General features: G+C 68.6%; 18 protein-coding genes. 7 read left to right on the forward strand and 11 right to left on the reverse strand.

Annotation, left to right across the window (positions count from 1 at the left end; all coding sequences use genetic code 11):
- Positions 1–62 precede the first annotated feature (62 nt).
- Both AAG689_RS02815 and AAG689_RS02820 read left to right on the forward strand, forming a co-directional pair.
- The gene (locus AAG689_RS02815) at positions 63–1,790 is read left to right on the forward strand and encodes a DEAD/DEAH box helicase (RefSeq protein ID WP_406624670.1); all 1,728 of its coding nucleotides are present in this window, start codon (positions 63–65) and stop codon (positions 1,788–1,790) included.
- Between the two features lie 123 nt (positions 1,791–1,913).
- Positions 1,914–3,380, forward strand: a complete 1,467-nt coding sequence (locus AAG689_RS02820; protein ID WP_020226813.1) for a sensor domain-containing diguanylate cyclase — start codon at positions 1,914–1,916, stop codon at positions 3,378–3,380.
- 277 nt (positions 3,381–3,657) lie between these two features.
- Here the strand turns inward: AAG689_RS02820 and AAG689_RS02825 are convergent, their stop codons facing one another.
- Together AAG689_RS02825 and AAG689_RS02830 are read right to left on the reverse strand one after the other, a co-directional pair.
- The gene (locus AAG689_RS02825) at positions 3,658–4,893 is read right to left on the reverse strand and encodes a multidrug effflux MFS transporter (protein WP_020226814.1); all 1,236 of its coding nucleotides are present in this window, start codon (positions 4,891–4,893) and stop codon (positions 3,658–3,660) included.
- A 73-nt stretch (positions 4,894–4,966) separates the two neighbouring features.
- Entirely contained in the window at positions 4,967–5,467 is a 501-nt protein-coding gene (locus AAG689_RS02830; RefSeq protein ID WP_406624671.1) for a copper chaperone PCu(A)C, read from the reverse strand.
- A 257-nt stretch (positions 5,468–5,724) separates the two neighbouring features.
- On the opposite strand from AAG689_RS02830, the gene AAG689_RS02835 reads away from it, so the two are divergent.
- Genes AAG689_RS02835 through AAG689_RS02850 form a run of 4 tightly spaced genes read left to right on the forward strand, consistent with a single transcriptional unit; the run spans position 5,725 to position 12,571 of the window.
- Positions 5,725–7,674 carry a TonB-dependent receptor plug domain-containing protein gene (locus tag AAG689_RS02835; RefSeq protein ID WP_406624672.1) on the forward strand — a complete coding sequence of 650 codons (1,950 nt, stop codon included), beginning with the start codon at positions 5,725–5,727 and terminating at the stop codon, positions 7,672–7,674.
- A gap of 44 nt (positions 7,675–7,718) precedes the next feature.
- Positions 7,719–11,705 (forward strand): cobaltochelatase subunit CobN, encoded by a 3,987-nt coding sequence (gene cobN / locus AAG689_RS02840; protein WP_406624673.1) that lies wholly within the window; start codon positions 7,719–7,721, stop codon positions 11,703–11,705.
- Positions 11,706–11,717: 12 nt separating this feature from the next.
- The gene (locus AAG689_RS02845) at positions 11,718–12,245 is read left to right on the forward strand and encodes a MotA/TolQ/ExbB proton channel family protein (RefSeq protein ID WP_406624674.1); all 528 of its coding nucleotides are present in this window, start codon (positions 11,718–11,720) and stop codon (positions 12,243–12,245) included.
- Positions 12,242–12,571, forward strand: coding sequence for a DUF2149 domain-containing protein (locus tag AAG689_RS02850; RefSeq protein ID WP_406624675.1), 330 nt, complete (start codon positions 12,242–12,244; stop codon positions 12,569–12,571). The genes AAG689_RS02845 and AAG689_RS02850 overlap by 4 nt, the downstream gene beginning before the upstream one ends.
- A gap of 3 nt (positions 12,572–12,574) precedes the next feature.
- Here the strand turns inward: AAG689_RS02850 and AAG689_RS02855 are convergent, their stop codons facing one another.
- The 4 genes from AAG689_RS02855 to AAG689_RS02870 all read right to left on the reverse strand — a co-directional run bounded on the left by AAG689_RS02855 (position 12,575) and on the right by AAG689_RS02870 (position 15,368).
- Entirely contained in the window at positions 12,575–12,919 is a 345-nt protein-coding gene (locus AAG689_RS02855; RefSeq protein WP_020226820.1) for a PRC-barrel domain-containing protein, read from the reverse strand.
- A 198-nt stretch (positions 12,920–13,117) separates the two neighbouring features.
- Positions 13,118–13,330 carry a hypothetical protein gene (locus tag AAG689_RS02860; protein WP_406624676.1) on the reverse strand — a complete coding sequence of 71 codons (213 nt, stop codon included), beginning with the start codon at positions 13,328–13,330 and terminating at the stop codon, positions 13,118–13,120.
- A gap of 145 nt (positions 13,331–13,475) precedes the next feature.
- Positions 13,476–14,459: a Bug family tripartite tricarboxylate transporter substrate binding protein gene (locus tag AAG689_RS02865; protein ID WP_406624677.1), complete on the reverse strand. Its 984-nt coding sequence runs from the start codon at positions 14,457–14,459 to the stop codon at positions 13,476–13,478.
- A 24-nt stretch (positions 14,460–14,483) separates the two neighbouring features.
- Positions 14,484–15,368: a TauD/TfdA dioxygenase family protein gene (locus AAG689_RS02870; protein ID WP_406624678.1), complete on the reverse strand. Its 885-nt coding sequence runs from the start codon at positions 15,366–15,368 to the stop codon at positions 14,484–14,486.
- Between the two features lie 82 nt (positions 15,369–15,450).
- Here AAG689_RS02870 and AAG689_RS02875 point away from each other — a divergent pair, with 82 nt between their 5' ends.
- The gene (locus AAG689_RS02875) at positions 15,451–16,233 is read left to right on the forward strand and encodes an IclR family transcriptional regulator C-terminal domain-containing protein (RefSeq protein WP_406624679.1); all 783 of its coding nucleotides are present in this window, start codon (positions 15,451–15,453) and stop codon (positions 16,231–16,233) included.
- A 21-nt stretch (positions 16,234–16,254) separates the two neighbouring features.
- Here AAG689_RS02875 and AAG689_RS02880 read toward each other — a convergent pair whose 3' ends face one another.
- From AAG689_RS02880 to AAG689_RS02900, 5 genes are all read right to left on the reverse strand, one after another.
- The gene (locus AAG689_RS02880; protein WP_406624680.1) at positions 16,255–16,497 is read right to left on the reverse strand and encodes a hypothetical protein; all 243 of its coding nucleotides are present in this window, start codon (positions 16,495–16,497) and stop codon (positions 16,255–16,257) included.
- A 14-nt stretch (positions 16,498–16,511) separates the two neighbouring features.
- The gene (locus AAG689_RS02885; protein WP_406624681.1) at positions 16,512–18,338 is read right to left on the reverse strand and encodes a TonB-dependent receptor family protein; all 1,827 of its coding nucleotides are present in this window, start codon (positions 18,336–18,338) and stop codon (positions 16,512–16,514) included.
- Between the two features lie 55 nt (positions 18,339–18,393).
- Positions 18,394–19,740 (reverse strand): PQQ-dependent sugar dehydrogenase, encoded by a 1,347-nt coding sequence (locus AAG689_RS02890; RefSeq protein WP_406624682.1) that lies wholly within the window; start codon positions 19,738–19,740, stop codon positions 18,394–18,396.
- 88 nt (positions 19,741–19,828) lie between these two features.
- Positions 19,829–22,345 (reverse strand): cbb3-type cytochrome c oxidase subunit I, encoded by a 2,517-nt coding sequence (locus AAG689_RS02895; RefSeq protein ID WP_406624683.1) that lies wholly within the window; start codon positions 22,343–22,345, stop codon positions 19,829–19,831.
- A complete protein-coding gene (locus tag AAG689_RS02900) occupies positions 22,342–23,250 on the reverse strand; it encodes a c-type cytochrome (protein WP_406624684.1) in 909 nt (302 codons plus the stop codon). Before AAG689_RS02900 ends, AAG689_RS02895 begins: the two co-directional genes overlap by 4 nt.

Below are 23,250 nucleotides of genomic sequence, written 5' to 3' on the forward strand. Positions count from 1 at the left end.
TTTTTAACCATTGACGAAGCCACCGCGGGCAACGCCTGCGGCCGTCTTCGTGTGAGAAAAATATGACCGACACTTTGCAAGTGCAGGGCGATTTCGCGCCTGCAGACTCTTCCGTTGCCGTGACCGCCGAGCCCAACGGCTTCGTCGAACTGGGTCTTGCGCCCGAACTCGTGCAGGCCGTGGCTGACCTCGGCTACACACAGCCCACCCAGGTGCAGCAGAGCGCCATTCCGCTCGCCATGGGCGCGGGCGCCGATGACCGCTTCATCGACCTCATGGTCTCCAGCCAGACCGGCAGCGGCAAGACCGCGGCCTTCCTGCTGCCCGTGCTGCACACGCTGGTCAAGCAGCAGGCCGAGGCCGACGCCGCAGCGCGCGCAGAATACGAGCGCGCCGCCGCCGAGGCCGCTGCACGTGGTGAAGCCGCCCCCAAGCGCGCCAAGCGCAAGAACCCGCTGCAGCCGCGCAACTTCAAGGCCGCCACGCCCGGCGCGCTGGTGCTGTGCCCCACGCGCGAACTCGCGCAGCAGGTGGCGCACGACGCCATCGAACTCGTCAAGCACTGCAAGGGCCTGCGCATCGCCAACGTGGTGGGCGGCATGCCCTACCAGCTGCAGATCGCCAAGCTGCAGAACGCCAACCTCGTCGTCGCCACGCCGGGGCGCCTGCTGGACCTGCAGCGCTCCATGCAGATCAAGCTCGACCAGGTGCAGTTCCTGGTGGTGGACGAGGCCGACCGCATGCTCGACCTGGGCTTCTCCGACGACCTGGCCGAGATCAACCAGCTCACCGCCCAGCGCAAGCAGACCATGATGTTCAGCGCCACCTTCGCGCCGCGCATCCAGCAGCTCGCGATGCGCGTGATGCACGACAACGGCGCGAGCGTGAAGAAGATCCAGATCGACACGCCGCAGGAAAAGCACGCCAACATCAAGCAGATGCTCTACTGGGCCGACAACGCCCAGCACAAGCGCAAGCTGCTCGACCACTGGCTGCGCGATGCCTCCATCAACCAGGCCATCGTCTTCGCCAGCACGCAGGTGGAGTGCGACGGCCTCGCCAACGACCTGCAGCAGGACGGCTTCTCCGCCGTCGCGCTGCACGGCGCCCTGAGCCAGGGTCTGCGCAACCGCCGCCTGATGGCGCTGCGCAACGGCCAGGTGCAGATCCTCGTGGCCACCGACGTGGCTGCGCGTGGCATCGACGTGCCCACCATCACCCACGTCTTCAACTTCGGCCTGCCGATGAAGGCCGAGGACTACACCCACCGCATCGGCCGCACGGGCCGCGCGGGGCGCGACGGCCTGGCCGTCACCTTCGCCGAGTTCCGCGACCGTCGCAAGATCTTCGACATCGAGGGCTACAGCCGCCAGCAGTTCAAGGCCGAAGTGGTGGCGGGCCTGGAGCCCACGCAGCGCTTCCCGCAGGGCGGCGGCCGTGGCGACTTCGGCGGCGGCCGGGGCCGCGAGGGCGGGCGCGACCACCGTTTCGGCGGCAATGGCCGCGGCCATGGCGACCGCGGCGGTTTCGGCGACCGCGGCGCGCCGCGCGCCGAGCGCGGCAGCTACGGCGGCCGCCGCGATGGCGAGGGCTATGGCCGCAAGAGCGGCTTTGGTGAAGCGTCCCGCTTTGGCGACTCCCGCCCGGGCCGTGGCGATGGCGCACCGCGCGGCGATTTCAACCGCGACTTCGGCCGCAACAAGGGCTCGTTCGCCAAGCCGCAGGGCGCAGGCAAGCCCTTCGCTCCGCACGACGCGCGCAAGCGCCCGGCACGCACCGAAGGCCGCTGATCCGTCCTCCGGGCGCTCTCCGGAAACCCAAGCCAGCCGCAGCCCGCGGCTGTTTTTTTTGTGCGGATGAGAGCGGTTACACGGGTTCGTGCATGCTGTAATCGCTGCACTTTGGAGGTCCGCATGTCGTCTGCCCTGTCTTCGGATGCCGATTTCGAGCACATGTTCGAGATCGCCCCTGTCTCGCTCTGGCTGGAGGATTACAGCGCCATGCGGCAGTTGTTCACGCGCTGGCGTGCCCAGGGCGTGCGGGACGTGGTGGCCCATGTGCGCAGCGACCCCGAGGCGTTGCGCGCCTACGGCGCCAGCATCCAGGTGCTGAAGGTAAACCGGCGCACGCTGGAGCTGTTCGCCGCGCCTGACCAACGTGCGCTGGAAGCCTCGCTGGACCAGGTGTTCCGCGACGACATGCGCGAGCGCGCCATCCCCGAACTGCAGCAGTTGTGGGAGGGCGCGCTCGAATTCTCCAACCAGACCGTGAACTACGCGCTGGACGGGCGGCGCCTGGACGTGCACATCCGCGGGCGCATCCTGCCCGGCTACGAGGACTCCTGGAGCCGGGTGCTGGTCTCGCTGGAGGACAACACCCTGCAGATGCGCGCCAGCGAGCAACTGCAGCGCAGCGAGCAGTACGCGCGCGGGCTGTTCGAGCACTCGCCCGTGTCGCTGTGGGTCGAGGACTTCAGCGCGGTCAAGCGCCTGCTCGACGAAGTGCGCCTGCAGGGCATCCGCGACTTCAAGACCTTCCTGAAGGTGCATCCCGAATTCGTCGAGCGCTGCATGCGCGAGATCCGCGTGATCGACGTCAACCAGCTCACCCTGGCGATGTTCGGCGCCGCCAGCAAGGAAGCGCTGCTGGCCGGCATCGACCGCGTGTTCCGCGGCGAGATGCGCGAATCGTTCGCCGAGCAACTGCTCGACCTCTGGGAGGGCAAGCTGTTCCAGCAGCGCGAGGCGGTCAACTACCACCTGGGCGGTGACCCGATCCACGTCCACATGCAGTTCGCCGTGCTCGAGGAGCGCCAGCACGACTGGGGCATGGTGCTGCTGTCGCTGGTGGACATCACCGCGCGCAAGAAGGCCGAGGCCTACCTGGAATACCTGGGCAAGCACGACGTGCTCACCGGCCTGCGCAACCGCGCCTACTACGCGGACGAGCTCAATCGCCTCACGCGCAAGGGGCCCTGGCCCGTGGCGGTGATCGCCATCGACCTGAACGGCCTGAAGGTGATCAACGACGAGCACGGCCACGCCGTGGGCGATGCCATGCTGCGTCGCGTAGGCGAGGTGCTGGGCAAGGCGGTGGAGGGCTCGGTCTGCGTCGCGCGCATCGGCGGTGACGAGTTCTGCATCCTGCTGCCGGGCGCCGACGAGCGCGCCGCCCAGGCGCTGATCGAGCGCATCGGCTCGATGCTGGAGCTCAACAACCAGTTCTACCCGGGCCAGCACCTGAGCCTGGCCATGGGCGTGGCGGTGGCCCAGCCGGGCGAATCGCTGGAGGCCGCCGCGCACCGCGCGGACCAGGCCATGTATGTCGAGAAGACGCGCTATTACGAGGCCATGGGGCTGGACAGGCGCCGCGGCGGCTAGGGCGTGTCATCAATCAAATCCCCCGCGCGCTGGCCCCGCAATGGGGATGGATGCGCGAAGCGCGGCGCAGCCAATAGCCGCAGCTATTGGCAAGCCGTGCGACAAAGCAGACGCCCCATTGCGCAGCCAGCCCGAAGGGAGGAGCATGCGGGCGGCGCATTGCGTCGTTGCGGCTCGCTTGTGTAGCAGCGCTACACGGCACTCACCGCTCCTAGCACTGCACCGCCCGCATGCCCCTCGCGTGGGGGATTTGATGGATGACACGCCCTAGGGCGCATCACACCGGGTGCACGACCGCACGCCCGATTTCCGGCCAGCGGCGATGCAGGCAGACCCAGGCCACCAGCCCCACGCACAGCATCAGCAGCGAGGCCGTGGCCAGCAGCACGGTGGAGTGCATGACCAGCGGCGCCACTACGCCTGCCACCAGCCCGTTGGCCGTGGCGCCCACGAAGGCCTGCAGCGACGAGGCCATGCCGCGCCGCGCGGGATACAGGTCCAGCACCAGCAGGGTGACCACGGGCACCATGAGCGCCCAGCCGAACGAGAAGATGCCGATGGGCAGCAGCGCCCACGACACATGCGCGGGCAGCAGCAGGTTGGCGCCCAGGTTCAGCAGCGCCATGGCCAGCATGATGACGAAACCGTGGCGGATCTGGCGCTTGGGCGCGATGCGTCCGGCCAGCCGCCCGCTCATCCATGCGCCGCCCATGATGCCGGAGATGGTCAGCAGGAAGAGCCAGAAGAACTGCGTGGGCTCCAGGCCCAGCAGGTCACCCAGGAAGGCCGGGGCCGAGAGCACGTAGAGGAACATGCCGTTGAACGGCACGCCGCTGGCCAGCGCCAGCAGCAGGAAGCGCGGGCTGGTGCCCAGCTCCCAGTAGCCGCGCATCAGGTGGCCCAGGTGGATGGGCTGGCGGTCGGCGGGCGGCAGCGACTCGGGCAGCAGCCGCCAGTTGGCCACCCACAGGAACACGCCCACGCCGGTCAGGAACCAGAACACGCTGTGCCAGCCCAGGTGCACCGACAGCCAGCCGCCCACGATGGGCGCGATGGCCGGCGCCACGCCGAAGAAGATGGTCACCTGGCTCATCACGCGCTGCGCTTCGGACGGCGGAAACATGTCGCGGATCACTGCGCGCGAGACGACGATGCCCGCGCCTGCCGACAGGCCCTGCAGCGCCCGGAACAGCACCAACTGCCCGATGCTCTGCGACAGCGCGCAGCCGGCAGAGGCCAGCGTGAACACCGCCAGCCCCCACAGCACCACGGGCCGGCGGCCCAGGCTGTCGGACAGCGAGCCGTGGAACAGCGTCATGAACGCGAAGCCGAACAGGTAGGCCGACAGCGTCTGCTGCATCTGCACCGGCGTGGCGCCCAGCGCCCCGGCGATGGCGGGGAACGCGGGCAGGTAGGTGTCGATGGAGAACGGCCCCACCATCCCCAGCAGGGCCAGCAGGATGGCAAGGGCCCAGCGCGGAGCGCGCCAGAGGCTGAGGGCGTGGGGGTGCATGCGTGTCGTACTTCTTTTTTAATAGCTGCCAGCGCTTGCTACATAAGCGCTGGAGCCCGAAAACGCTTGCAACTCAATGGCGGTGGCTGCCGTGACTGCCGTGTGCATCGTGGCCGGATGCGGGGCCGGCGCCCAGTGCGCGCACGGGCGCCTGTACCTCCAGCGACTGGCGCTGGCCGTCCTTGCCCTCGAGCACCAGGGTCAGTGGCACGGTGCTGCCGGCGGCGGCGGGTTGCTTCAGGTCCATCAGCATGATGTGGTAGCCGCCGGGCTTGAGCTCCACGGCCTTGCCGGCCGGCAGCGCCAGCGCGGGCATGGCGCGCATCTTCATGACGTCGCCTTCCATCTTCATCTCGTGGACCTCCGCCACGGCGGCCAGAGGGCTGCTGACCGCGACCAGGCGCGTGTCCTGCGCGGCCGTGAGGCGCATGAACGCGCCCGTGGCCTTCTGCTGGGGCACGGAGGCGCGCACCCAGGCGTCCTGGACGCTGACCTGGGCGTGGGCCTGCGCGGCCAGGAGCAGCGCGCCGGCCAGGGCGAGGGAAGGGGCGATCTTGGTGAGCGGCATGGGCATGTCTTGGTGGGTAGGTGGTGGGCATTATCGGCGCCCCTTGCGCCGGCAGGGCGATGCGGCGCACATGCACGCGCATTGATAAAAGTCATTCTCCATGGCCCTTTGGTAATGGCATTATTACGAATGCGAATTAATTTCATTTGCTTTTGATTTGTTACGAGTCCTGGGCTGCTCCAGGGCTCACCTGTTCCCGCCCAGCCCCACGCGCGCCTGCCGGTGCCAGCGTCCAGCCACCGCGGTTTTTCGCAAGGACGCCCATGCACCACCATTCCACCCCTGTCTTGCCCTGCCGCCGCCACCCGCTGGCCCTGGCGGCCCTGCTGCTCCTGGCGGGCGCGGCGCACGCACAGCCAGCGCCCGAGGCTCCGGCGCGCGCGCTGCCCGTCGTCACCGTGACCGCCACGCTCACCGAGCAGGATGCGCGCACCGCGCCCGCCAGCGTCACCGTCGTCACCGCCGAGGAACTGGCCGAGCGCAATGCCGCCGACCTGCTCGACGCCGTGCGCGGTGCGCCGGGCATCACCTTCAGCGCGCGCCAGGTGGGCGGGCGCAAGACGCTCGCGCTGCGCGGGCTGGAGGGCAAGCACACGCTCACGCTGATCGACGGGCGGCGCATCAGCGCCAGCGACGACGTGATCGGCCACTCTGACTACCAGTACGGCTGGCTGCCCATCTCCGCCATCGGGCGCGTGGAGATCATCCGCGGGCCGATGTCGGCGCTCTACGGCTCCGAGGCGCTGGGCGGGGTGGTCAACGTCATCACCAAGAAGCCCAAGGACCGCTGGATCGGCGCGGTGGGCGCCACGGGCTACTTCGGGGGCGGCAGCGATGCGGCGTCCGAGGGCGGCGTGTCGGTTTTCGCCGCCGGGCCGCTGACCGACCGGCTGCGCCTGTCGGTGAACGCCGAATACGCCCACCGCGACGCCGTGGCCGAGCGCGAGGACACCCGCTACAGCGAGATCGAGGGCCGCAAGCCGCGCAGCCTGGGGCTGAACGCCGAGTTCGACCTGGCCCCCGGCCATGTGCTGGAGGCCGGCGTGACCGACGGCGAGGAGCGCCGCTTCTACGACGACGTGAGCGGCACCAAGCCCTACGCCAACCGCTACGACCTCGACCGCCGCCAGACGCACGTGGGTTGGAAGGGCGAGGTCGGCGACTGGAAGGCACAGCTGCGCGCCTACCGCAGCGAGTTCAGCGTGCGCAACAGCCGCACCAACGGCGTGAGTGCCACGCGCCCGCAGGACATGACGGACGACGTGGTGGACGGCCATGCCACCACGCGCATCGAAGGCCACCAGGTCACAGTGGGCGGCGAGTGGCGCAACGAGGAACTGGTGAACGCCGGCCTCACCACCGGCCGCGACGATGTCACGCACAAAGCCCTGTTCGTGCAGGACGAATTCGCGCTGGGCCGCAACCTGTTGGCCACGCTGGGCCTGCGCGCCGACCACCACGGCATCTTCGGCTCCGAGCTGAGCCCACGCGCCTACCTGGTGTGGGAGGCCAGCCCCGCGCTCGTCGTCAAGGGCGGCTTCGGCCACGCGTTCAAGGCGCCCACGCTCAAGCAGATCTCGCCCAACTACGTCGGCGCCGAGGGACCGCACACGTTCATGGGCAATGCGGACATCCAGCCCGAAACCTCCAACTCGTTCGAGATCGGCGCCGACTGGCAAGTCAGCCCCGCATGGTCGCTGCGCGCCACCGCGTTCCACACCGAGGTGAAGCAGCTCATCACCTACCGACTGGTCCAGCAAGTGGGCACGCGCCGCACCTACCTCTACGACAACGTGGACGCCGCGCGCATCCAGGGCCTGGAGGCGGGCTTCACCTGGGCCATCACGCCCGCGCTGCGCTGGAGCACCGACGCGACGCTGCTGCACACGCGCGACAAGGCCACGGGCCAGAAGCTCTCCGACCGGCCCGACACCAGCGTGGCCTCGCGCCTGGCCTGGCGCGTGGCGCGGTGGGACGCGCAGCTGGGCGCCGAATACACCGGCCGCCAGACCAGCTCCGGCGAGCGCCTGCCCGCCTACACGCTGTGGAACGCGAGCGTGGGCACCTCCTGGGCCCTGGGCGGCACCCAGCGGCTGAACCTGCGCGCCGGCCTGGAGAACCTGGGCAACCTGCGCCTGGCCGAGAAATCCCCCGCGTTCGGCTATGCCGAACAGGGTCGCCGTGCGTTCGTCACTGCGCGGCTGGACTTCTGATTTGATAGCTGCTCGCGCTTGACTGGTAAGCGCTGGAGGCCGATTTGATTAAAAAATGGTTGATATGCCTGGCGCTCCTGCTCACGGGCGCGGCCCAGGCCGCGTCGGCGCTGTTCATCGCCACGGGCAACGTGCCGGCGGGCAAGTTCCACCAGCTCGCCGAGATTGCGCGGCCGCACGGCCTCTCGGTCGAGGTGCGCTTTTTGAACAGCCTGCCCGCCGACGTGGACGGCGGCCTGTGGCAGGGCCACGACGCGGTGTTCATCGATGCGTATCTGCAGGACGAGGTGCGCGCGCGCCTGGCCCGCGCGCTGCCCGCGCTGAAACTGCCCCACGCCTGGCTCTACGAGGCCCGCCCCGCCTGGGGCGGCGGCCTGCCGGAGGCCGTGGCGCGCCGGCTCGTGCGCTACTACGGCAGCGGCGGGCGGCAGAACTTTGAGGGCTTCTTCGCCACGCTGGCCGCGCAACTCAAGGGCGGGGATGCACTCGCCGCCGCGCCCGACCCGGTCGTGTTCCCCAAGACGGGCGTCTACCACCCGCGCACGCCGGGCCTCGTCGCGGCCGACCCCGTTGCCTACCTGCGCACGCAGGGCGTCGACCCGGCCGATGGCCATCGCCGCCCCGTGGTCGCCATCGCGTTGCACCAGCAGTACATCGCCTCGATGCAGACCGTGTTCATCGACGACCTCATCGCGCGCATCGAGGCCGGCGGCGCCGTGGCGCTGCCCTTCTACACGCCCATGCTCGACCCCGGTGGCGTCACGCGCGTGCTGCAGCCGCCGGGCGGTCCGGTGCTGGCCGACGTGCTCATCAACACGCAGATCATGCTCAACGCCGACGAGCGCCGCACCGAGTTCACGCGGCTGGGCATCCCCGTGCTGCAGGCCATGCCCTACCGGCGCGGCGACGAGGCCGACTGGGCCGCCAGCCCGCAGGGCGTGGCGCTGATGGACGTGCCGTTCTATCTGGCGCAGGCCGAATATGCGGGCGTGGTGGACATCCAGGTGGCAGCGGCCACGCGCGCGGGCGACGAGCAGGTCGTGCCCATCGCCGCGCAGGCGGCCGCCGTGGTGGGCAAGGCGCTCAACCTCGTGGCGCTGCAGCGCAAGGCCAATGCGGACAAGCGCGTCGCCGTGTTCTTCTGGAACTACCCTCCGGGGGAGAAGAACCTCTCGGCCTCGTTCCTCAACGTGCCGCGCAGCCTGCAGGCCACGCTGGCCGCGATGCGCGGCGCGGGCTACGACACAGAGGCGCCGGCCGAGGAGCCGCTGGTGGAAAAGCTCCAGCGCCTGCTCGCGCCCGCCTACCGCGACGGCATGCTCGCGCCGCTGCTGCAGGGTGGCCTGGCCGAGCGCCTGCCCGTGCGGGAGTACCGTGCGTGGCTCGCAACGCTGCCAGCCGCCACGCAGGCCGCACTCCAGGACAAATGGGGCCAGCCCGAGGATTCGTCGATGGTGCTGCGCGAGGGCGGGCAGGCATCTTTCGTCATCCCGCGCCTGCTGCTCGGCAAGGTCGCGCTGCTGCCCCAGCCGCCGCGCGGCGAGAAATGGGCGGACAAGGAAAAGTCGCTCTACCACTCCACCAGCGCCTGGCCCTCGCACCACTACCTGGCCGTGTACCTCTGGGCACGCCGGCATGCGGGCGACGCTTTCGTGCACTTCGGCACCCACGGCAGCCTGGAATGGCTGCCGGGCAAGGAGCGCGGCCTGTCCGCCACCGCCGATCCCGGCATGCTGGCCCTGGGCGACGTGCCCGTGGCCTACCCCTACATCGCAGACAACATCGGCGAGGCCCAGCAGGCACGCCGCCGCGGCCGCGCCGTGATCGTGAGCCACCAGACGCCTCCTTTCCAGCCCGCCGGGCTGCATGCGCAGCTCACCGCGCTGCACGACCTGCTGCATGCCTGGATGGCGCAGGACGAAGGCGCAGTGAAGGAGCGCATCGCCGCCGACCTGCTGACGGGCGCCGAGAAGCAGCGCATCGTGGCCGACCTGGGCCTCACCTCCGCGCAGGCGCGGGCCGACTTTCCGGTGTTCGTGGACACCTTGCATGCCCATCTGCACGAACTGGCCGAAACCGCCCAGCCCCTGGGCCTGCACACGCTGGGCACCGCGCCGGCCGATGCGCACCGCCTCGGCACGGTCATGCTCATGCTGGGCCGTCCCTATTGGGAAGCCGCCGCACGCCACGCGGGCGCGAAGCCCGAGGACGTGGACGAATCCCTCGTCGGCGACTACGAGCGCATGGCGCAGACCGCGCCGTTCCGCCTGCTCGCGCGCCATGTGCTCGAAGGCGAGGGCGACGATGCACTGCCCGCGCCGCTGCGTGAACACATGGCCCAGGCGCGCCGGTGGTGGCAGGCCATCGCTGCGCAGAACGAGCTGCCCGCGCTGCTCGCCGTGCTGGCCGGGCGGCATGTGGAAACCTCCTACGGCGGCGACCCCATCAAGAACCCCGACGCCTACCCCACGGGCCGCAACCTCTATGGATTCGACCCCTCGCGCGTGCCCACGCCCCAGGCCTGGGAGGCGGGCAAGCAGGCGGCCGAGCAGCTCATCGCCGCCTACCGCCAGCAGCACGGGGGTGCGGCGCCCACCAAGGTCACCTTCTCGCTCTGGTCGGTGGAGACCATGCGCCACCAGGGCTTGCTGGAGGCGCAGGCGCTCTGGCTCATGGGCGTGGAGCCCGTGTGGGACAAGGGCGGGCGGGTGACCGGCGTGCGCCTCGTGCCGCGCGAGCAGCTCGCCCGCCCGCGCGTGGACGTGGTGCTTTCCGCCACCGGCCTGTACCGCGACCACTTCCCCAACGCCATGCAGCAGCTCGCGCGCGCCGTGCAGCTCGCGGCGCAGGCCGATGAGGCCGACAATCCCGTGGCCGCCAACGCCCGCGCCATCGCCGCGCGGCTGCGCGCACGCGGCATGGACGAGGGCGCCGCGCTGCGCGCAGGACAGACGCGCATCTTCTCGTCCGAAACCGGCCGCTACGGCACGGGGCTGGACGACGCCGTGCTCGCCACCGACACCTGGCAGGGCCAAGCCGAGGGCGACCGCAAGCTCGCGCAGCTCTACCTCTCGCGCATGCAGCACGCCTACGGTCCCGACGAATCGGAATGGGGCAGCCTGCCTACCGCTCAACTTGGCGGCAAGGACGTGGCGGGCAACCTCTACGCCGAGCACCTGCGCGGCACCCAGGCCGCCGTGCTCTCGCGCAGCTCCAACACCTACGGCATGCTGACCACCGACGACCCGTTCCAGTACCTGGGCGGCATCGCGCTCGCGGTGCGACACCTGGACGGGCAGGCGCCGCAGCTGCTCATCAGCAACCTGCGCGGGCCGGGCAGCGGGCGCGTGGAGGGTGCGGCGCAGTTCCTCGCCAAGGAACTCGCCACGCGCCAGTTCCACCCCGGCTACATCCAGGGCCTGATGAAGGAAGGCTACGCGGGCACGCTGCAGGTGCTGGATGCCACGAACAACTTCTGGGGCTGGACGGCCGTGGCGCGCGAGATCGTGCGCGACGACCAGTGGCAGGAGATGGCCGACGTCTACGTGCGCGACAAGCACCGCCTGGGCCTGGACGCCTGGTTCGAGCGGCACAACCCGCACGCGCTCGCGCAGACCATCGAGCGCATGCTAGAAGCCGCGCGCCAGGGCTACTGGCAGGCCGACGCGGCCACCGTGCGCGTGCTCAATAGCCGCTGGCGCGACCTCTCGCGCCGCTTCGACGTGCGCAGCGACAACGCGCGCTTCGCCGCCTTCGTGGCCGAGGGCGCGCCTGCGCGCGCGGCCGGCTTCGGGCTCGACGCGCCCGCAGCCGCCGCCGCGCCTCCCGCGCCGGCGCAGGCCGAGGCAGCGCCGCAGCCCGATCCCGCCGAACCACCGGCGCCGCCCGTGGTCACCGGCATGCGTCTCACGCCCGTGCAGCCTGCCGAGCCACCCGCCTTCCACCTCGCCTCCGCGCTGTTCGCACTGCTGTTGGCCGCCATCGCCGCAATGGGCGCGTGGCGCCAGTACGGCCGCCATCGTTTCATCTGAAAGAGCCACACCATGACCAACCCCATCGAATCGGCGATGTATGACGCCAGCCAGCTGTTCCTCTACCCCGTGCTCATCGCCATCGCGGTGCTGTTCGTGCACGCCTTCTACGCGCTGGGCGCTTTCGGCTGGCAGGCGTTGCAACGCTACCGGGGCCAGGCTGGCGGCTTCGAGCTGATGGCGGCGCGTGCGCAAAGGCTCGGCCTTACGCTCACCGAGCTGGAAGCGCTGGCGGTCAAGCGCATGGAGTTCGCGCGCATCGCCACGCGCGTGGCACCCATGCTGGGCCTCGTGGCGACCATGATTCCCATGGGGCCTGCGCTCAAGGCGCTGGCCGACGGGCAGTTCGCCGACGTTTCGCGCAACCTCATGGTGGCGTTCTCCGCCGTGATCCTGGCGTTGCTGGCTGCGGCCATCAGCTACACGGTGGTCAACGTGCGACGGCGCTGGTATGCGGTGGACCTGGCAGCCATAGAGAACGGCGCCAGTGAGCCGGCGCACGACCCCGTGGCAGCCCTGGCCGTGGAGGGCGCGCGATGAGCCGCCTGCGCCTGATGGAAGACCTGGAGGCGGACGACCCCATCCTCTCGGTCGTCAACCTCATCGACGTGTTCCTGGTCATCATCGCCGCGCTGCTGCTGGCCGTGGCCAACAGCGCGGTCAACCCGTTCGGCAGCGAGTCGGTCACCGTCATCAAGAACCCCGGCAAGGAGAACATGGAGGTGATCGTCAAGGACGGCCGCAAGATCGACCGCTACCGCGCCAGCGGCGAAATCGGCGAAGGGCAGGGTGCCAAGGCCGGCGTGGCCTACCGGCTCAAGGACGGTTCCATGGTCTACGTTCCCGAGCCGGGAGCGGAGCCCTGACGCTCACCACGGCACGCCGTAGTAATCGTAGACCTTGCGGCCGTAGTCTTCGGTGTATTCCGGATAGGCGTCCTGCGCATAGCGGGGCGCGTTCTCGAGCTGCTCCTTGGACAGCGACACCACGTACCCTTCCAGCCCGGTGTCGTACTTCATCGAGTTCCAGGGCAGGGGATAGCGGTCCGTGCCGATACCCAGGAAGCCGCCGAATTCCATGACGGCGTAGCGCACCTGGCCGGAGAGCTTGTCGATCATGAGATGGTCGATGGAGCCCAACTTTTCACCGTTGGGGTTGTAGACGGCGGTTCCGTTGACCTTGTCCGAGGAAATGACGCTGGATGCGGTATTCATGCAGACCTCCTGTGAAGAGAAAGCGTTGACGGGAAAGCGACGGTGTCGCCCTTGCGTGACGATCCAGTCTCGGCGTGTGCGAGGCCCTGCGATGTAGGACGAGGGTTGTCCTGCAAGACATCGGCTTTCCCATGCGAAAGGGCGGTGCCCAAAGAAAAAGCCCGCGCGGGGCGGGCTCCGGGAAGCGGCGCGGGGGCATCAGTCGGCCGGGTTCTGGCGCTGGTTGCCCTGGTTGTTGTCCGCCTGTGCGGACTGGCGGTTCGCCTCGTTGGCTTGCTGGCGGCTCGGGTTGCCCGCTTGCTGGTTCTGCTGGTTGGGCTGCTGGTTCTGCGCCTGCTGCTGGTTCTGCCGCTGGTTCTGCGGGTTTTGTTGATTCTGCTGGTTTTGCTGGTTCTGGTCTTGCTGTGCCATGGTGGCCTCCTTTTGGCGGGTGCTGCAGGCGGGAATGCCTGCATGTCCATTGGAGGTCTACCGGACAGGGCCAGCCGCCAGCGCGGTCCTACGCAAGGGTAGGAGAAGCGCGGCAGCGGCTGCGAGATGCACCGGGGCCGCTGGCCTAGTCGATCTTCACGCCCGTCATGTCCACGAGATTCTTCCATTTCTGGATTTCGTCGCGCTGGTACTTCTTCATGTCGTCGGAGGAACCCGGGGCGGGTTCCAGTCCCACCTGCTGGGTCAGGCGCTGCATCTCGGGCGTGCGCAGCACTTCATTGGCGGCTGCGTTGAGCTTCCTGACAACCTCCGGCGGCGTATTCTTCGGCGCGAACATCGCGTACCAGACCACGAGCTCGTATTCATTCAGCCCATACTCGCCCGTGGCCGGAATGTCCGGCGCGAAGGATGCCCGCCGCGGCGCCGTGACTGCAATGCCATTGAGCTTGCCCGCCTGGATCTGCGCGAGCGAAGGCCCCACGTTCTCGAATGCGTACTGGATGCGGCCGCTGATCAGGTCGGTCATCATCGAGCTGACGTCCTTGTAGAGGACGGTTTCGACCTGGATGCCCGCCATCTTCTTGAGCAGTTCCACCCAGACGCGCGCCGTCGTGTTGCTGGCTCCGAAATTGATCACCCCGGGCTGGGCCTTGGCCTGCTCGATGAGGGCCTTGAGATCCTTGGCCTTGGCTTCCTTGCTCCCGATCAGGACCATCGGCAGCTTCCCCATGAGCGCGACCGCTTCGAAGTCGCCCGCCGGGTCGTAGGGAAGCTTGCTGTAGAGGCTGGCATTGGCGGCCATCGGCCCGTTGGTGCCCATCAGCAGGGTGTAGCCGTCAGGAGCGCTGCGTGCGACCTGGGAGGCGCCGATGCCTCCGCCCGCGCCGGTCTTGTTGTCGACCGCGACGGGCTGCCCCAATTTTTCGGTGAGCCCCTTGGCCATGCCCCGGGCCACCATGTCCGTGCCGGAGCCGGCACCGAAGGGCACGATGATCGTGATGGGCTTGTCGGGGTAGGCGGCCTGGGCGCCCGCACCGAAAAGGCACAGCCCCAAGCCCATGGCCAGTGTGGCCAGGGCCTTTTTGGTGGAGTCAAACGTGGGTTGCATGGGAATTTCCTCTGTCTTGGTTTTTCACTGGAGTACGGTGGGGCCGGTGTCCTGCACGGTGGCGCGCCGCATGGCGCGGCGATACTTCTCGTCGAACTTGGTGCCGCGGTGCATGGTGGTACGGTTGTCCCAGATGACGAGATCGCCCACGCGCCAGCGGTGGCGGTAGATGAACTGCTGCTGCGTGGCGAACGCCATCAGCTCGTCCAGGAGCGCTTTGCTTTCCTCATCGTCCATGCCTTCGATCGACCGGATGTGCGACGCCAGGTACAAGGAACGGCGGTTGCCGTGGGGGAGCGTGCGCACCAGGACTTGCTTCACGGGAGGTTGCATCTCCCGCCATTCGGGCGGTATGCCGTCCAGGTCGAACCCCGTGAGGCTGCGGGAGTAGAAGTAGTCGTGCACGGCAACCAAGTCGCCGATCCTGGATTGCAGGGCGGGGTCCAGCGTGTCCCAGACCGTGCGCATGTCCGCGAATTCCGTGGCGCCGCCCACGGGGGCCACCTCCTGGGCGGAGAGCAGGGAGGCGCTTGCAGGGGTCTTTTTGAACGAGCTGTCGGTGTGCCAGAGCTGGTTGCTGAGATTGATCAGCCGCCGGATGTCGCCGGGTTCCAGGAGCTTGCCAGACTCATCCAGGTTGGAGATATCGGACAGTTGCGCATGGTCCAGCCGGCGTGGCCGTTTGGCGTTGTAGATGGACGCACCCACTGATACCTCCAGCGGGCCGAAAACTTCCGCAACCTTGAGCTGCTGTGCTTCATTCAGGGGCTGGCTCGGAATGACCAGCACGCCGTACTGGTCCAGGGCAGCCCGCAACTCCCGGGCAATCTCCGGGGTAGGAGGGGCACACAGATCCACGCCTGCGATCTCTGCAACAAAATCTTCACGGACCGGCGTCACTTCAAGCATATGGGATTCCTCGCTGAACACTGGTAAATTTCGACAATCGAAAATAATTTCGCCTAACGAATTAAATGGTAGTACAAAATTCATGACAGAGATCAAGGGTTTACCCAAGGGCAGTGATTCGTTCGTAGAAGCCTTTGCGCGGGGCTTGGCCGTCATCCGGGCCTTTGGCCCGGGGCACAGTGAGCTGACGCTCTCCGAGGTGGCGGAACGCGCCGGGCTCACGCCGGCCGGGGCGCGGCGGTTGCTGCACACCCTGGTCACGCTGGGCTATGCGCGCGTCGATGGGCGGTTCTTTTCCCTGACGCCCGCCGTGCTGGACATCGGCTACTCCTACCTGGGCTCGCTGTCGCTGCGGGAGGTCGCTGCCCCTTTCCTGGAGGCGTTTGCGCGCGATGTGGGAGAGATTTGCACGGTGTCCGTGCTGGACAGGACTGATGTGGTCTATGTGGCGCGCGCCGAGATGCGCAGCCCCATCTCCCGGCGGCTGTCTACCGGCGAGCGGTTGCCGGCCCACGCCACATCGAGCGGCCATGTGCTGCTGGGCTATCTGTCCGACCAGGAACTCCAGGAATATTTGGCGCAGGCGCCGTTCGAGCGCTTGACGGAGTGGACGCTCGCGGACAGGGAGCCACTGGCGCATGCGATCGCGCAAGCGCGTGCGTGCGGACATGCACTGGCCAGCGAACAGTTGGAACTGGGCGTCTGCGGCCTGGCCGTCCCCATCAAGGACCGGGCGGGGAGCGTGACTGCGGCCTTGACGACCAGCCTGAGCCTGGCTCGGCACCCGCTCGCATCGATCGAGGCAGCCTTCTTGCCCAAACTGCAGGAAATGGCGCAGCAGATCGGGCGCGGGCTTGCCGATTGAGGTCCCTGTCCCGGATGCTGTCTAGAGGAACTGGGCCCTTGCGCCCACCATCAGCCGCCTGCCAGCGGCAGGTTCGAAGAAACGGCCATTGCCATCGTTCACGATCAGCGTGCCCGCATACCGGCGGTCCAGGAGATTGTCGAGCCGGGCCCAGAACTGCCAGCGCGGGCTGCCGGCGGTAGCTTCTCTCCGCTGGTAGCCAGCATGCAGGCCTGCCACGGCGAAGCCCGCTGACGATGCGGAGTTGGTGTCGTTGGCAAACACGCGTCCCGACAGGCTCAGCGTGCCTCCGATGCGCCAGCGGGGGCCGGAGCGTAGTCGAGCGCCAGTTGGGCGGCATGCCGCGCGGTGCCCGGCAGCTGGTTGCCCGCAGCCACGGCCACGCCGCCCGCGCCGGTGTAGGCATGGCCGAAATAGGCGTCCAGGTAGGTGTAGCTCGCGCGGGGCGACCATGCGCCCCAGGTGGCACGCCATGCCAGCTCCAGGCCCCGGCGCCGCACGTTGTCCACGTTCTGGAAGATGGAGCGGCCATTGACGGTTTCCACCGGCACGATTTCTCCGCGGCTGCGCGTATCGAACCAGGCCAGTTCCAACTGCTGGCGTGTGCCGCGCCACTTGGCGCCCACTTCCCACTGCGTGCTGCGCGCCGCGGACAGGCCGTAGTTGGGCCCGGTGTTGCCCAGGCTGTAGGCCATCTCGCTGAGTGTCGGTGTCTCGAAACCGCGGCCTACGTTCGCATAGAGGTTCCACGCATCGGTGGCGCTCCACACAAGGCCTAGCATCGGGCTGGTGTGGCGCCAGGTGCGGCTGCCGCTGTCGTCGGGATTCGCCGCAGCGATATGCCGGTCGTCCACCTGCACGCGCACCTGGCTTGCGCGCAGCCCGGCAATGGCGCGCCAGCGGGCGGAGAGCCAAGTGTCCACCTGGGCATACAGGTCGGTATTGCCGGCCCGGTCACGCTCATTGCGCCGTGGAGCGCCCATGCGGCCTTGCTCGTTCACGAATCCCTGGCGGTGTTCGGACATGCGGTGTGCTTCCACGCCCGCTGTCCAGGTCAGCGGCAGTCCGGAGGCGAGGCGCATGGAGCGCGTCCAGGTCGCACCCACGCCGTAGTAGCTGCGGTCCAGATCCACTACGCCTCCGGCACTGTTCGCGGCAGCACCGCTGAAGGACAGGTACTGGGTGAGTTGGCGCATACCCCCGTAGGCGCGCAGCTGCACGCTGTCAGTGGCGTTGAGCTGCTGCTCCAGCACCACGCCCAGCTGGTTCTGACCCACTGCTTTACGGGTGTTGAATGCCGCAGCCACGGAGGCAGTCTGGCGTGGGTCGCCGTGCATCTGGTCCTGCGTCAGGCCCAGGGGATCCTGCGCCAGGGGCTGGTCGTACAGGTTGAGCAAGGCGGTGATCCGCGTTTGCCCATCGGGCCGGGCCACGAGCTTGCCATTGAAGTGGGTGCGACGGGCGGCGCTGTGCGCGCGCCAGCCGTCGATTTGGAAATGCGAAAGGTCCACCAGGCCACCCAGGCGCTCGCTGCCGAAGTCCAGCGATGCATCCAGCAGCCGCTGGCCATAAGAGCCCATGGCCATGCCCGCCTGTGCTGCACCCCCCGGCCGCGGATCGCGCGTGGTGACCTGCACCACGCCACCGGCCGCATTGCCGTACAGCTGCGCCAGCGGGCCGCGCAGCACGTCGATCTGCGCGGCCGAAGGCAGGTGGGCCGTGGCGGCCTGGCCCTGGCCGTCCGGCATGGTTGCGGGAATGCCGTCAACGAGGATGCGAACGCCCCGTACGCCGAATGTGGAGCGGGTCCCGAAGCCCCGCACGGCAATTTGGAGATCCTGCGCATAGTTGCCGCGGTCCTGCGCTACCACCCCCGCTTGTCCTTCCAGCAACTCCGAGAGGTGTACCAGGGGAGTGGGGGCTGTGAAGCCGTCCACCGACACGCTGCTGTAGCTGGCGGCGCTGTCGAAACGGCGTTGCGCCTGGCTGCTGTCGATCACTTCCACGGTGTCGAGGGTGGGCTGCTCCGCAGCATCGGCCGGATCGGCGGCATGCGCAGCCGCACAGGCGCCACCTGCCAGCGCCAGCAGGCAGGTGCGGTGCACAAAAGGCGGCAATGTCGGCGGCACGGCAATGGAGCGACGGTGGCTTGCGCGGCTTTCACTCGGCGCGGACCACACGCCAGATGGCATTGCCTACGTCATCGGCCACCAGCAGCGCGCCCTTGCCGTCCAGTGCCACGCCCACCGGGCGGCCATAGGCTTTGCCGTCCTTGCTCAGGAACCCGCTCAGGAAAGGCGTGGGGGGCCCCGAGGGCCGGCCGTCGGCGAAGGGCACGAACACGACGTTGTAGCCCGTCAGTTCCTTGCGGTTCCAGGAACCGTGCTGGCCGATGAATGCGCCACTCGCGTACTGCTGTGGCATGCGGGCATTCGAGAACGCCAGGCCCAGGGGCGCCACGTGGGCGCCCAGCCCATAGTCCGGCGCGATGGCCTTGGCCACCATGTCCGGGTTGGGCGGCTTGACCCGCTCGTCCACATGCTGGCCCCAGTAGCTCCAGGGCCAGCCATAGAAGGCGCCGTCCTTCACCGACGTGAGGTAGTCGGGCACCAGGTCGTTGCCGAGCTCGTCGCGCTCGTTCACCACGGTCCAGAGGGCCTTGCTGTGCGGCTCCCAGCCCAGGCCGTTGGGGTTGCGCAGGCCGCTGGCGAACAGGCGCTTGCTGCCGCTGGCCAGATCCACTTCCCAGATGGCGGCGCGCCCCTGCTCGGCTTCCATGCCGTTGTCGGCGATGTTGCTGTTGGAGCCCACCGTCGCATAGAGCTTGCTGCCGTCGGCGCTGGCGATGATGTTCTTGGTCCAGTGGTGGTTGGCACCGGCGGGCAGGTCGGTGACTTTGGTGGGCGCGGCGGTGATAGCGGTCTGCCCCGCCTTGTACGCCACCTTGACGATGGCGTTCGCATTGGCGATATAGAGCTGCTCGCCTATCAATGCCATGCCGAACGGGGAGAACAGATCCTTCATGAACACGGACCGCGTCTCGGCCACGCCGTCGCCATCGGCGTCCCGCAGCAGGGTGATGCGGTCGGCGCTGGGCGTTCCCGCGCCTGCACGCTTCATCACCATGCCCATGGCCTTGCCGCGCAGGCCATCGGCGTGCACGTTCTTGGCTCCTTCCTCAGGGGGCGGCTTGTTGCTCTCGGCCACCAGCACATCGCCGTTGGGCAGGGTGTAGACCCAGCGCGGGTGGTCCAGCCCTGCCGCGAAGGCCGTGACCTTGAAGCCGGCGGGGGCTTGCGGCATCACGCCCTCCGGCCAACGCTCGGCGGGTGCGATGTTCACGGTGGGAATCAGCCCGTCCTTGTCCGGTGCGGGCAGCGGAGGGTTGGGACCTACGCCCGCAGGAGCGGACTGCTGTGCCGCCGCACTGGCCATGGAGCCGGCGAGCAACGCCAGCACGGGCCACCAGGGCCGGTACGGAGGCAAGGGGCGGGTGGGCGTTTTCATGGACGCAGTATGGGAAGGTGCCTTGGCCGCAGGTGTAGGCCAAGGCCGCCACCGTGGCCGCGCGGGGACGGACGAGCGTCCTGGTGCCTCAGGTGCCCATCCACGAGGGCAGCCAACGCACCAGAGCCATGCCGATGAGAGACTGGGCCACGGCGCCGTGCCACATCAGCGCGGTGTTGTCCAGCGTCGCCCGTGCGTCCTGGCGCAGCTTGCCTGTCCAGGACCGGGCCAGCACATAGCTGCCCATGACCAGCAGCACCAGGCCATGGAAGCACTGCCAGGCCAGCAGTGCGGCGACCGTGGCGCTCCAGGCGTTGGCACGGGGCGACAGGCCCGCCTGCAGGTGCATGCCCCAGTCGAGAGCCATGGCGCCCAGCGCGCTGGCCAGGGCGAGCACCACCGCCAGACGCAGCGCGCGCTGCCTGGCGTGCTTCATGCTGTGCACCGCCCAGGCCATCAATGCGGATGCCAGGCCCAGCAGGGCCGCAGCCCAAAGGCCGCCCTCCGGCAGGCGCGCGCCGGGCGGTGGGCATACGTCGAGCGCCATCGACACATGGATGTGGGCAAACCCGAACGAGGCGAAGACGGTGCTGTCCACCGCGAGCAAGATCACCATGGCCCACCACGAGTGGGATGCACGTCCGCTGGCGGTGGCGGGAACGCTCACGCCAGCGCCGATGGCCGCCATATCGCGGGGCGGCGGTCGGTCTGAACCCCAGAGCCAGATGAGCATGGCGCCCAGCGAGATGCCTCCCGCGATGAAGGCCGGAACGATCCATGCCACGGTCAGCAGCAGGAAGAACCCTGCGGTCCCCGCTGCCGCCACGAACGGCGCCCAGCCGTCGCCGGGCAGGCGCAGCAGGTGGGTGACGTGGGCGCGCACGGGGCTGGTCACCAGGGTCTCGCGCCCGCCAAACACGGTGCCGGGCAGCCAGTGGCGCCCTGCGGCCACCTCTGCAGGCAGCGCAGGCTGTTCCCACAGCGGCTCCCGCGACGCCACCTGGGGGATGCTGCGCACGCCATAGTCGCCCTGGGGCAGCCACTCCAGCGAGTCTGCCTTCCATGGGTCGCCGTGCTCGCGGCGGGGGCGCACGAGCGTGCGTACCAGGTCGGTCAGGCACAGCAGTACACCCGCGGCGAACACATACGCCCCTGCCGTGGAGAGCGCGTTCCAGAGCGTCCAGTCCAGTCCTTCGGCATAGGTGTAGACCCGCCGCGGCATGCCGGCCAGACCGACGATGTGCAGGGGGAAGAACGCCAGGTTGAAGCCGCCGAACATCAGGCCGCAACCCCAGCGTCCGATGCGCTCCGACAGCCGGTGTCCGTTGTACAAGGGAGCCCAGTAGTAGAGGGCTGCGAACAGCGGAAACACCAGCCCGCCCACCAGCACGTAGTGCAGGTGGGCCACCACGAAATAGCTGTCGTGTGCTTGCCAGTCGAACGGCAGAACGGCCAGCATCACTCCTGTGAGGCCGCCCAGCACGAAGATGAAGTGAAAGCCCAGCAGGAACAGCGACGGCACTACCATGCGCACGCGGCCTTTCCAGAAAGTGGCGATCCAGGCGAACACCTGCACGGCGCTAGGAATCGAGACCGCGAAGCTGGCGATGGAGGTGATGTGCATCGCCAGCGGCCCCAGGCCCGCCGTGAACATGTGGTGCATCCACAGCAGGAAGCTGATGGCGCCTACCGCGGCCAGCGCCCAGACGATGGCGCGGTAGCCCACGAGGGTGGTGCCCGCCATCACCGGCACCATCATCGACACCATGCCCGCCGCGGGCAGGAAGATGATGTAGACCTCGGGGTGGCCGAAGAACCAGAACAGGTGCTGCCACAGCAGCGGATCGCCGCCCCGCGCGGGGATGAAGAACGGCCAGTCGAACGCGCGCTCCAGCTCCAGCAGCAGGGTGCCGGCGATGAGCGCGGGAAAGGCGAAGATCACCATGAGCGCGGCGACCAGAACGGCCCAGGCGAAGGGAGGCATCCGGCCCAGCGTCATGCCCGGCGCGCGCGTGAAGAGGATGCCGATGATCAGTTCGATGGCTCCGGCAATCGCGGAGATCTCGATGAAGCCGATGCCCAGCAGCCACCAGTCGGCACCGATGCCGGGGGAGTATTCCTTGCCGGTGAGTGGCGGGTACATGAACCAGCCGCCATCGGGCGAGGCGCCGAAGAAAACCGTGCAGAAGAAGGCGATGCCGCCAAAGGCGTAGGCCCAGAAGGCATAGGCTGACAGCCGGGGAAAGGGCAGGTCGCGGGCGCCGAGCATGTTGGGCAGCAGCCAGACGGCAACGGCCTCGACCACGGGCACGGCGAACAGGAACATCATCACCGAGCCATGCAGCGTGAAGAGCTGGTTGTAGGTGCCGGCTTCCACCACGGAGTTGCCGGGAAGCGCGAGCTGCGTGCGCATGACCAGGGCCAATACCCCCGCCAGCACGAAGAACAGCAGGGCCGTGGCGAGGTAGTAGACACCGATGTGGCTGTTGTTCACCGCGGAGAGCCTGCGCCATCCAGACGGGGGCTTCCATGCCCGCTGCAATGCGTCGAGTTCTCCGTCGGGGCGGGGCAATGCGTTGGGCAACCCGTCGGGCGTCTGCGTCATTGCAAGGACTCCAGCCACGCCCCTATGGCCCGCAAAGTAGGATCGTCCAGCCGGTCGTAAGAGGGCATGCGGGCTCCCGGCTTGAGCTGCTGGACGTGCGCCATCCACTGCGCGCTGGCCTGGGCGGTGTTGGGCAGCGTGCCAGCCCCCAGGTGCAGGCGGCTGCCGACGTGCGTGAGGTCCGGTCCCAGGCGGCCGTCGGCGTCCGCGCCGCGCACGGTGTGGCAGGCGTTGCAGCGCTGCGCCAGGAAGGCAGCGCGGCCTTGCTGCAGCAGCGGTGATGCCGGGGCCGCTGCGGGTTGTACCTGCCCGGCGAGCCATGCGTCGAAGGCCTGAGGCTCCAGGCCCACCACGTGCAGGGCCATCCGTGCATGCTGCTCGCCGCAGAACTCGGCGCACTGGCCGCGCCATACACCCGGTTCGGGTGCGCTGACCAGCAGGTGCTGCATGCGCCCCGGCAGCATGTCCATCTTGCCCGCGAGCTGCGGCACCCAGAAGCTGTGGATCACGTCGGCACTGGTGAGCGCCAGGTACACAGGGCGGCCCACGGGGATGCGGATTTCGTTCGCTGTCACGATGTCGGTGCCGGAAGCCGGGTCGCGGTAGCGGACCTCCCACCACCACATATGGGCCTTCACGGCCACGACCAGGGCGTCTGGGGGCGGCGCGGGCTTCCATGGGGGCGTGAACGGCAGGGACCAGGCAAACAGCGCAGCCAGGGCGGTGGCCGGAAAGGCCACGCCCGCTCCCCAGATCCACAGGCGTGCATCGACGCGGCGTCCGGTCTGCCGCCGCAGCGCCCACGCCAGCAGCAGCATCGTGCCCGCGAAGATGGCCGTGCCACCGCCCAGTAGCACCCAGGTGACGGTTTCGATGGCGCGGGCCGCGTCCCCCACGGAGTGCAT

The sequence above is a fragment of the Acidovorax sp. SDU_ACID1 genome (genome assembly GCF_045291395.1).
Classification (GTDB): domain Bacteria; phylum Pseudomonadota; class Gammaproteobacteria; order Burkholderiales; family Burkholderiaceae_C; genus MR-S7.

Excerpts from the sequence above, each read along its gene's own strand:
- AAG689_RS02830 (WP_406624671.1), bottom strand. The coding sequence starts at position 5,467 with ATGCCCATGCCGCTCACCAAGATCGCCCCTTCCCTCGCCCTGGCCGGC.
- AAG689_RS02815 (WP_406624670.1), top strand. The coding sequence starts at position 63 with ATGACCGACACTTTGCAAGTGCAGGGCGATTTCGCGCCTGCAGACTCT.
- AAG689_RS02825 (WP_020226814.1), bottom strand. The coding sequence starts at position 4,893 with ATGCACCCCCACGCCCTCAGCCTCTGGCGCGCTCCGCGCTGGGCCCTT.
- AAG689_RS02850 (WP_406624675.1), top strand. The coding sequence starts at position 12,242 with ATGAGCCGCCTGCGCCTGATGGAAGACCTGGAGGCGGACGACCCCATC.
- AAG689_RS02860 (WP_406624676.1), bottom strand. The coding sequence starts at position 13,330 with ATGGCACAGCAAGACCAGAACCAGCAAAACCAGCAGAATCAACAAAAC.
- AAG689_RS02895 (WP_406624683.1), bottom strand. The coding sequence starts at position 22,345 with ATGACGCAGACGCCCGACGGGTTGCCCAACGCATTGCCCCGCCCCGAC.
- AAG689_RS02855 (WP_020226820.1), bottom strand. The coding sequence starts at position 12,919 with ATGAATACCGCATCCAGCGTCATTTCCTCGGACAAGGTCAACGGAACC.
- AAG689_RS02870 (WP_406624678.1), bottom strand. The coding sequence starts at position 15,368 with ATGCTTGAAGTGACGCCGGTCCGTGAAGATTTTGTTGCAGAGATCGCA.
- AAG689_RS02875 (WP_406624679.1), top strand. The coding sequence starts at position 15,451 with ATGACAGAGATCAAGGGTTTACCCAAGGGCAGTGATTCGTTCGTAGAA.
- AAG689_RS02865 (WP_406624677.1), bottom strand. The coding sequence starts at position 14,459 with ATGCAACCCACGTTTGACTCCACCAAAAAGGCCCTGGCCACACTGGCC.
- AAG689_RS02835 (WP_406624672.1), top strand. The coding sequence starts at position 5,725 with ATGCACCACCATTCCACCCCTGTCTTGCCCTGCCGCCGCCACCCGCTG.
- AAG689_RS02890 (WP_406624682.1), bottom strand. The coding sequence starts at position 19,740 with ATGAAAACGCCCACCCGCCCCTTGCCTCCGTACCGGCCCTGGTGGCCC.
- AAG689_RS02820 (WP_020226813.1), top strand. The coding sequence starts at position 1,914 with ATGTCGTCTGCCCTGTCTTCGGATGCCGATTTCGAGCACATGTTCGAG.
- AAG689_RS02900 (WP_406624684.1), bottom strand. The coding sequence starts at position 23,250 with ATGCACTCCGTGGGGGACGCGGCCCGCGCCATCGAAACCGTCACCTGG.
- AAG689_RS02845 (WP_406624674.1), top strand. The coding sequence starts at position 11,718 with ATGACCAACCCCATCGAATCGGCGATGTATGACGCCAGCCAGCTGTTC.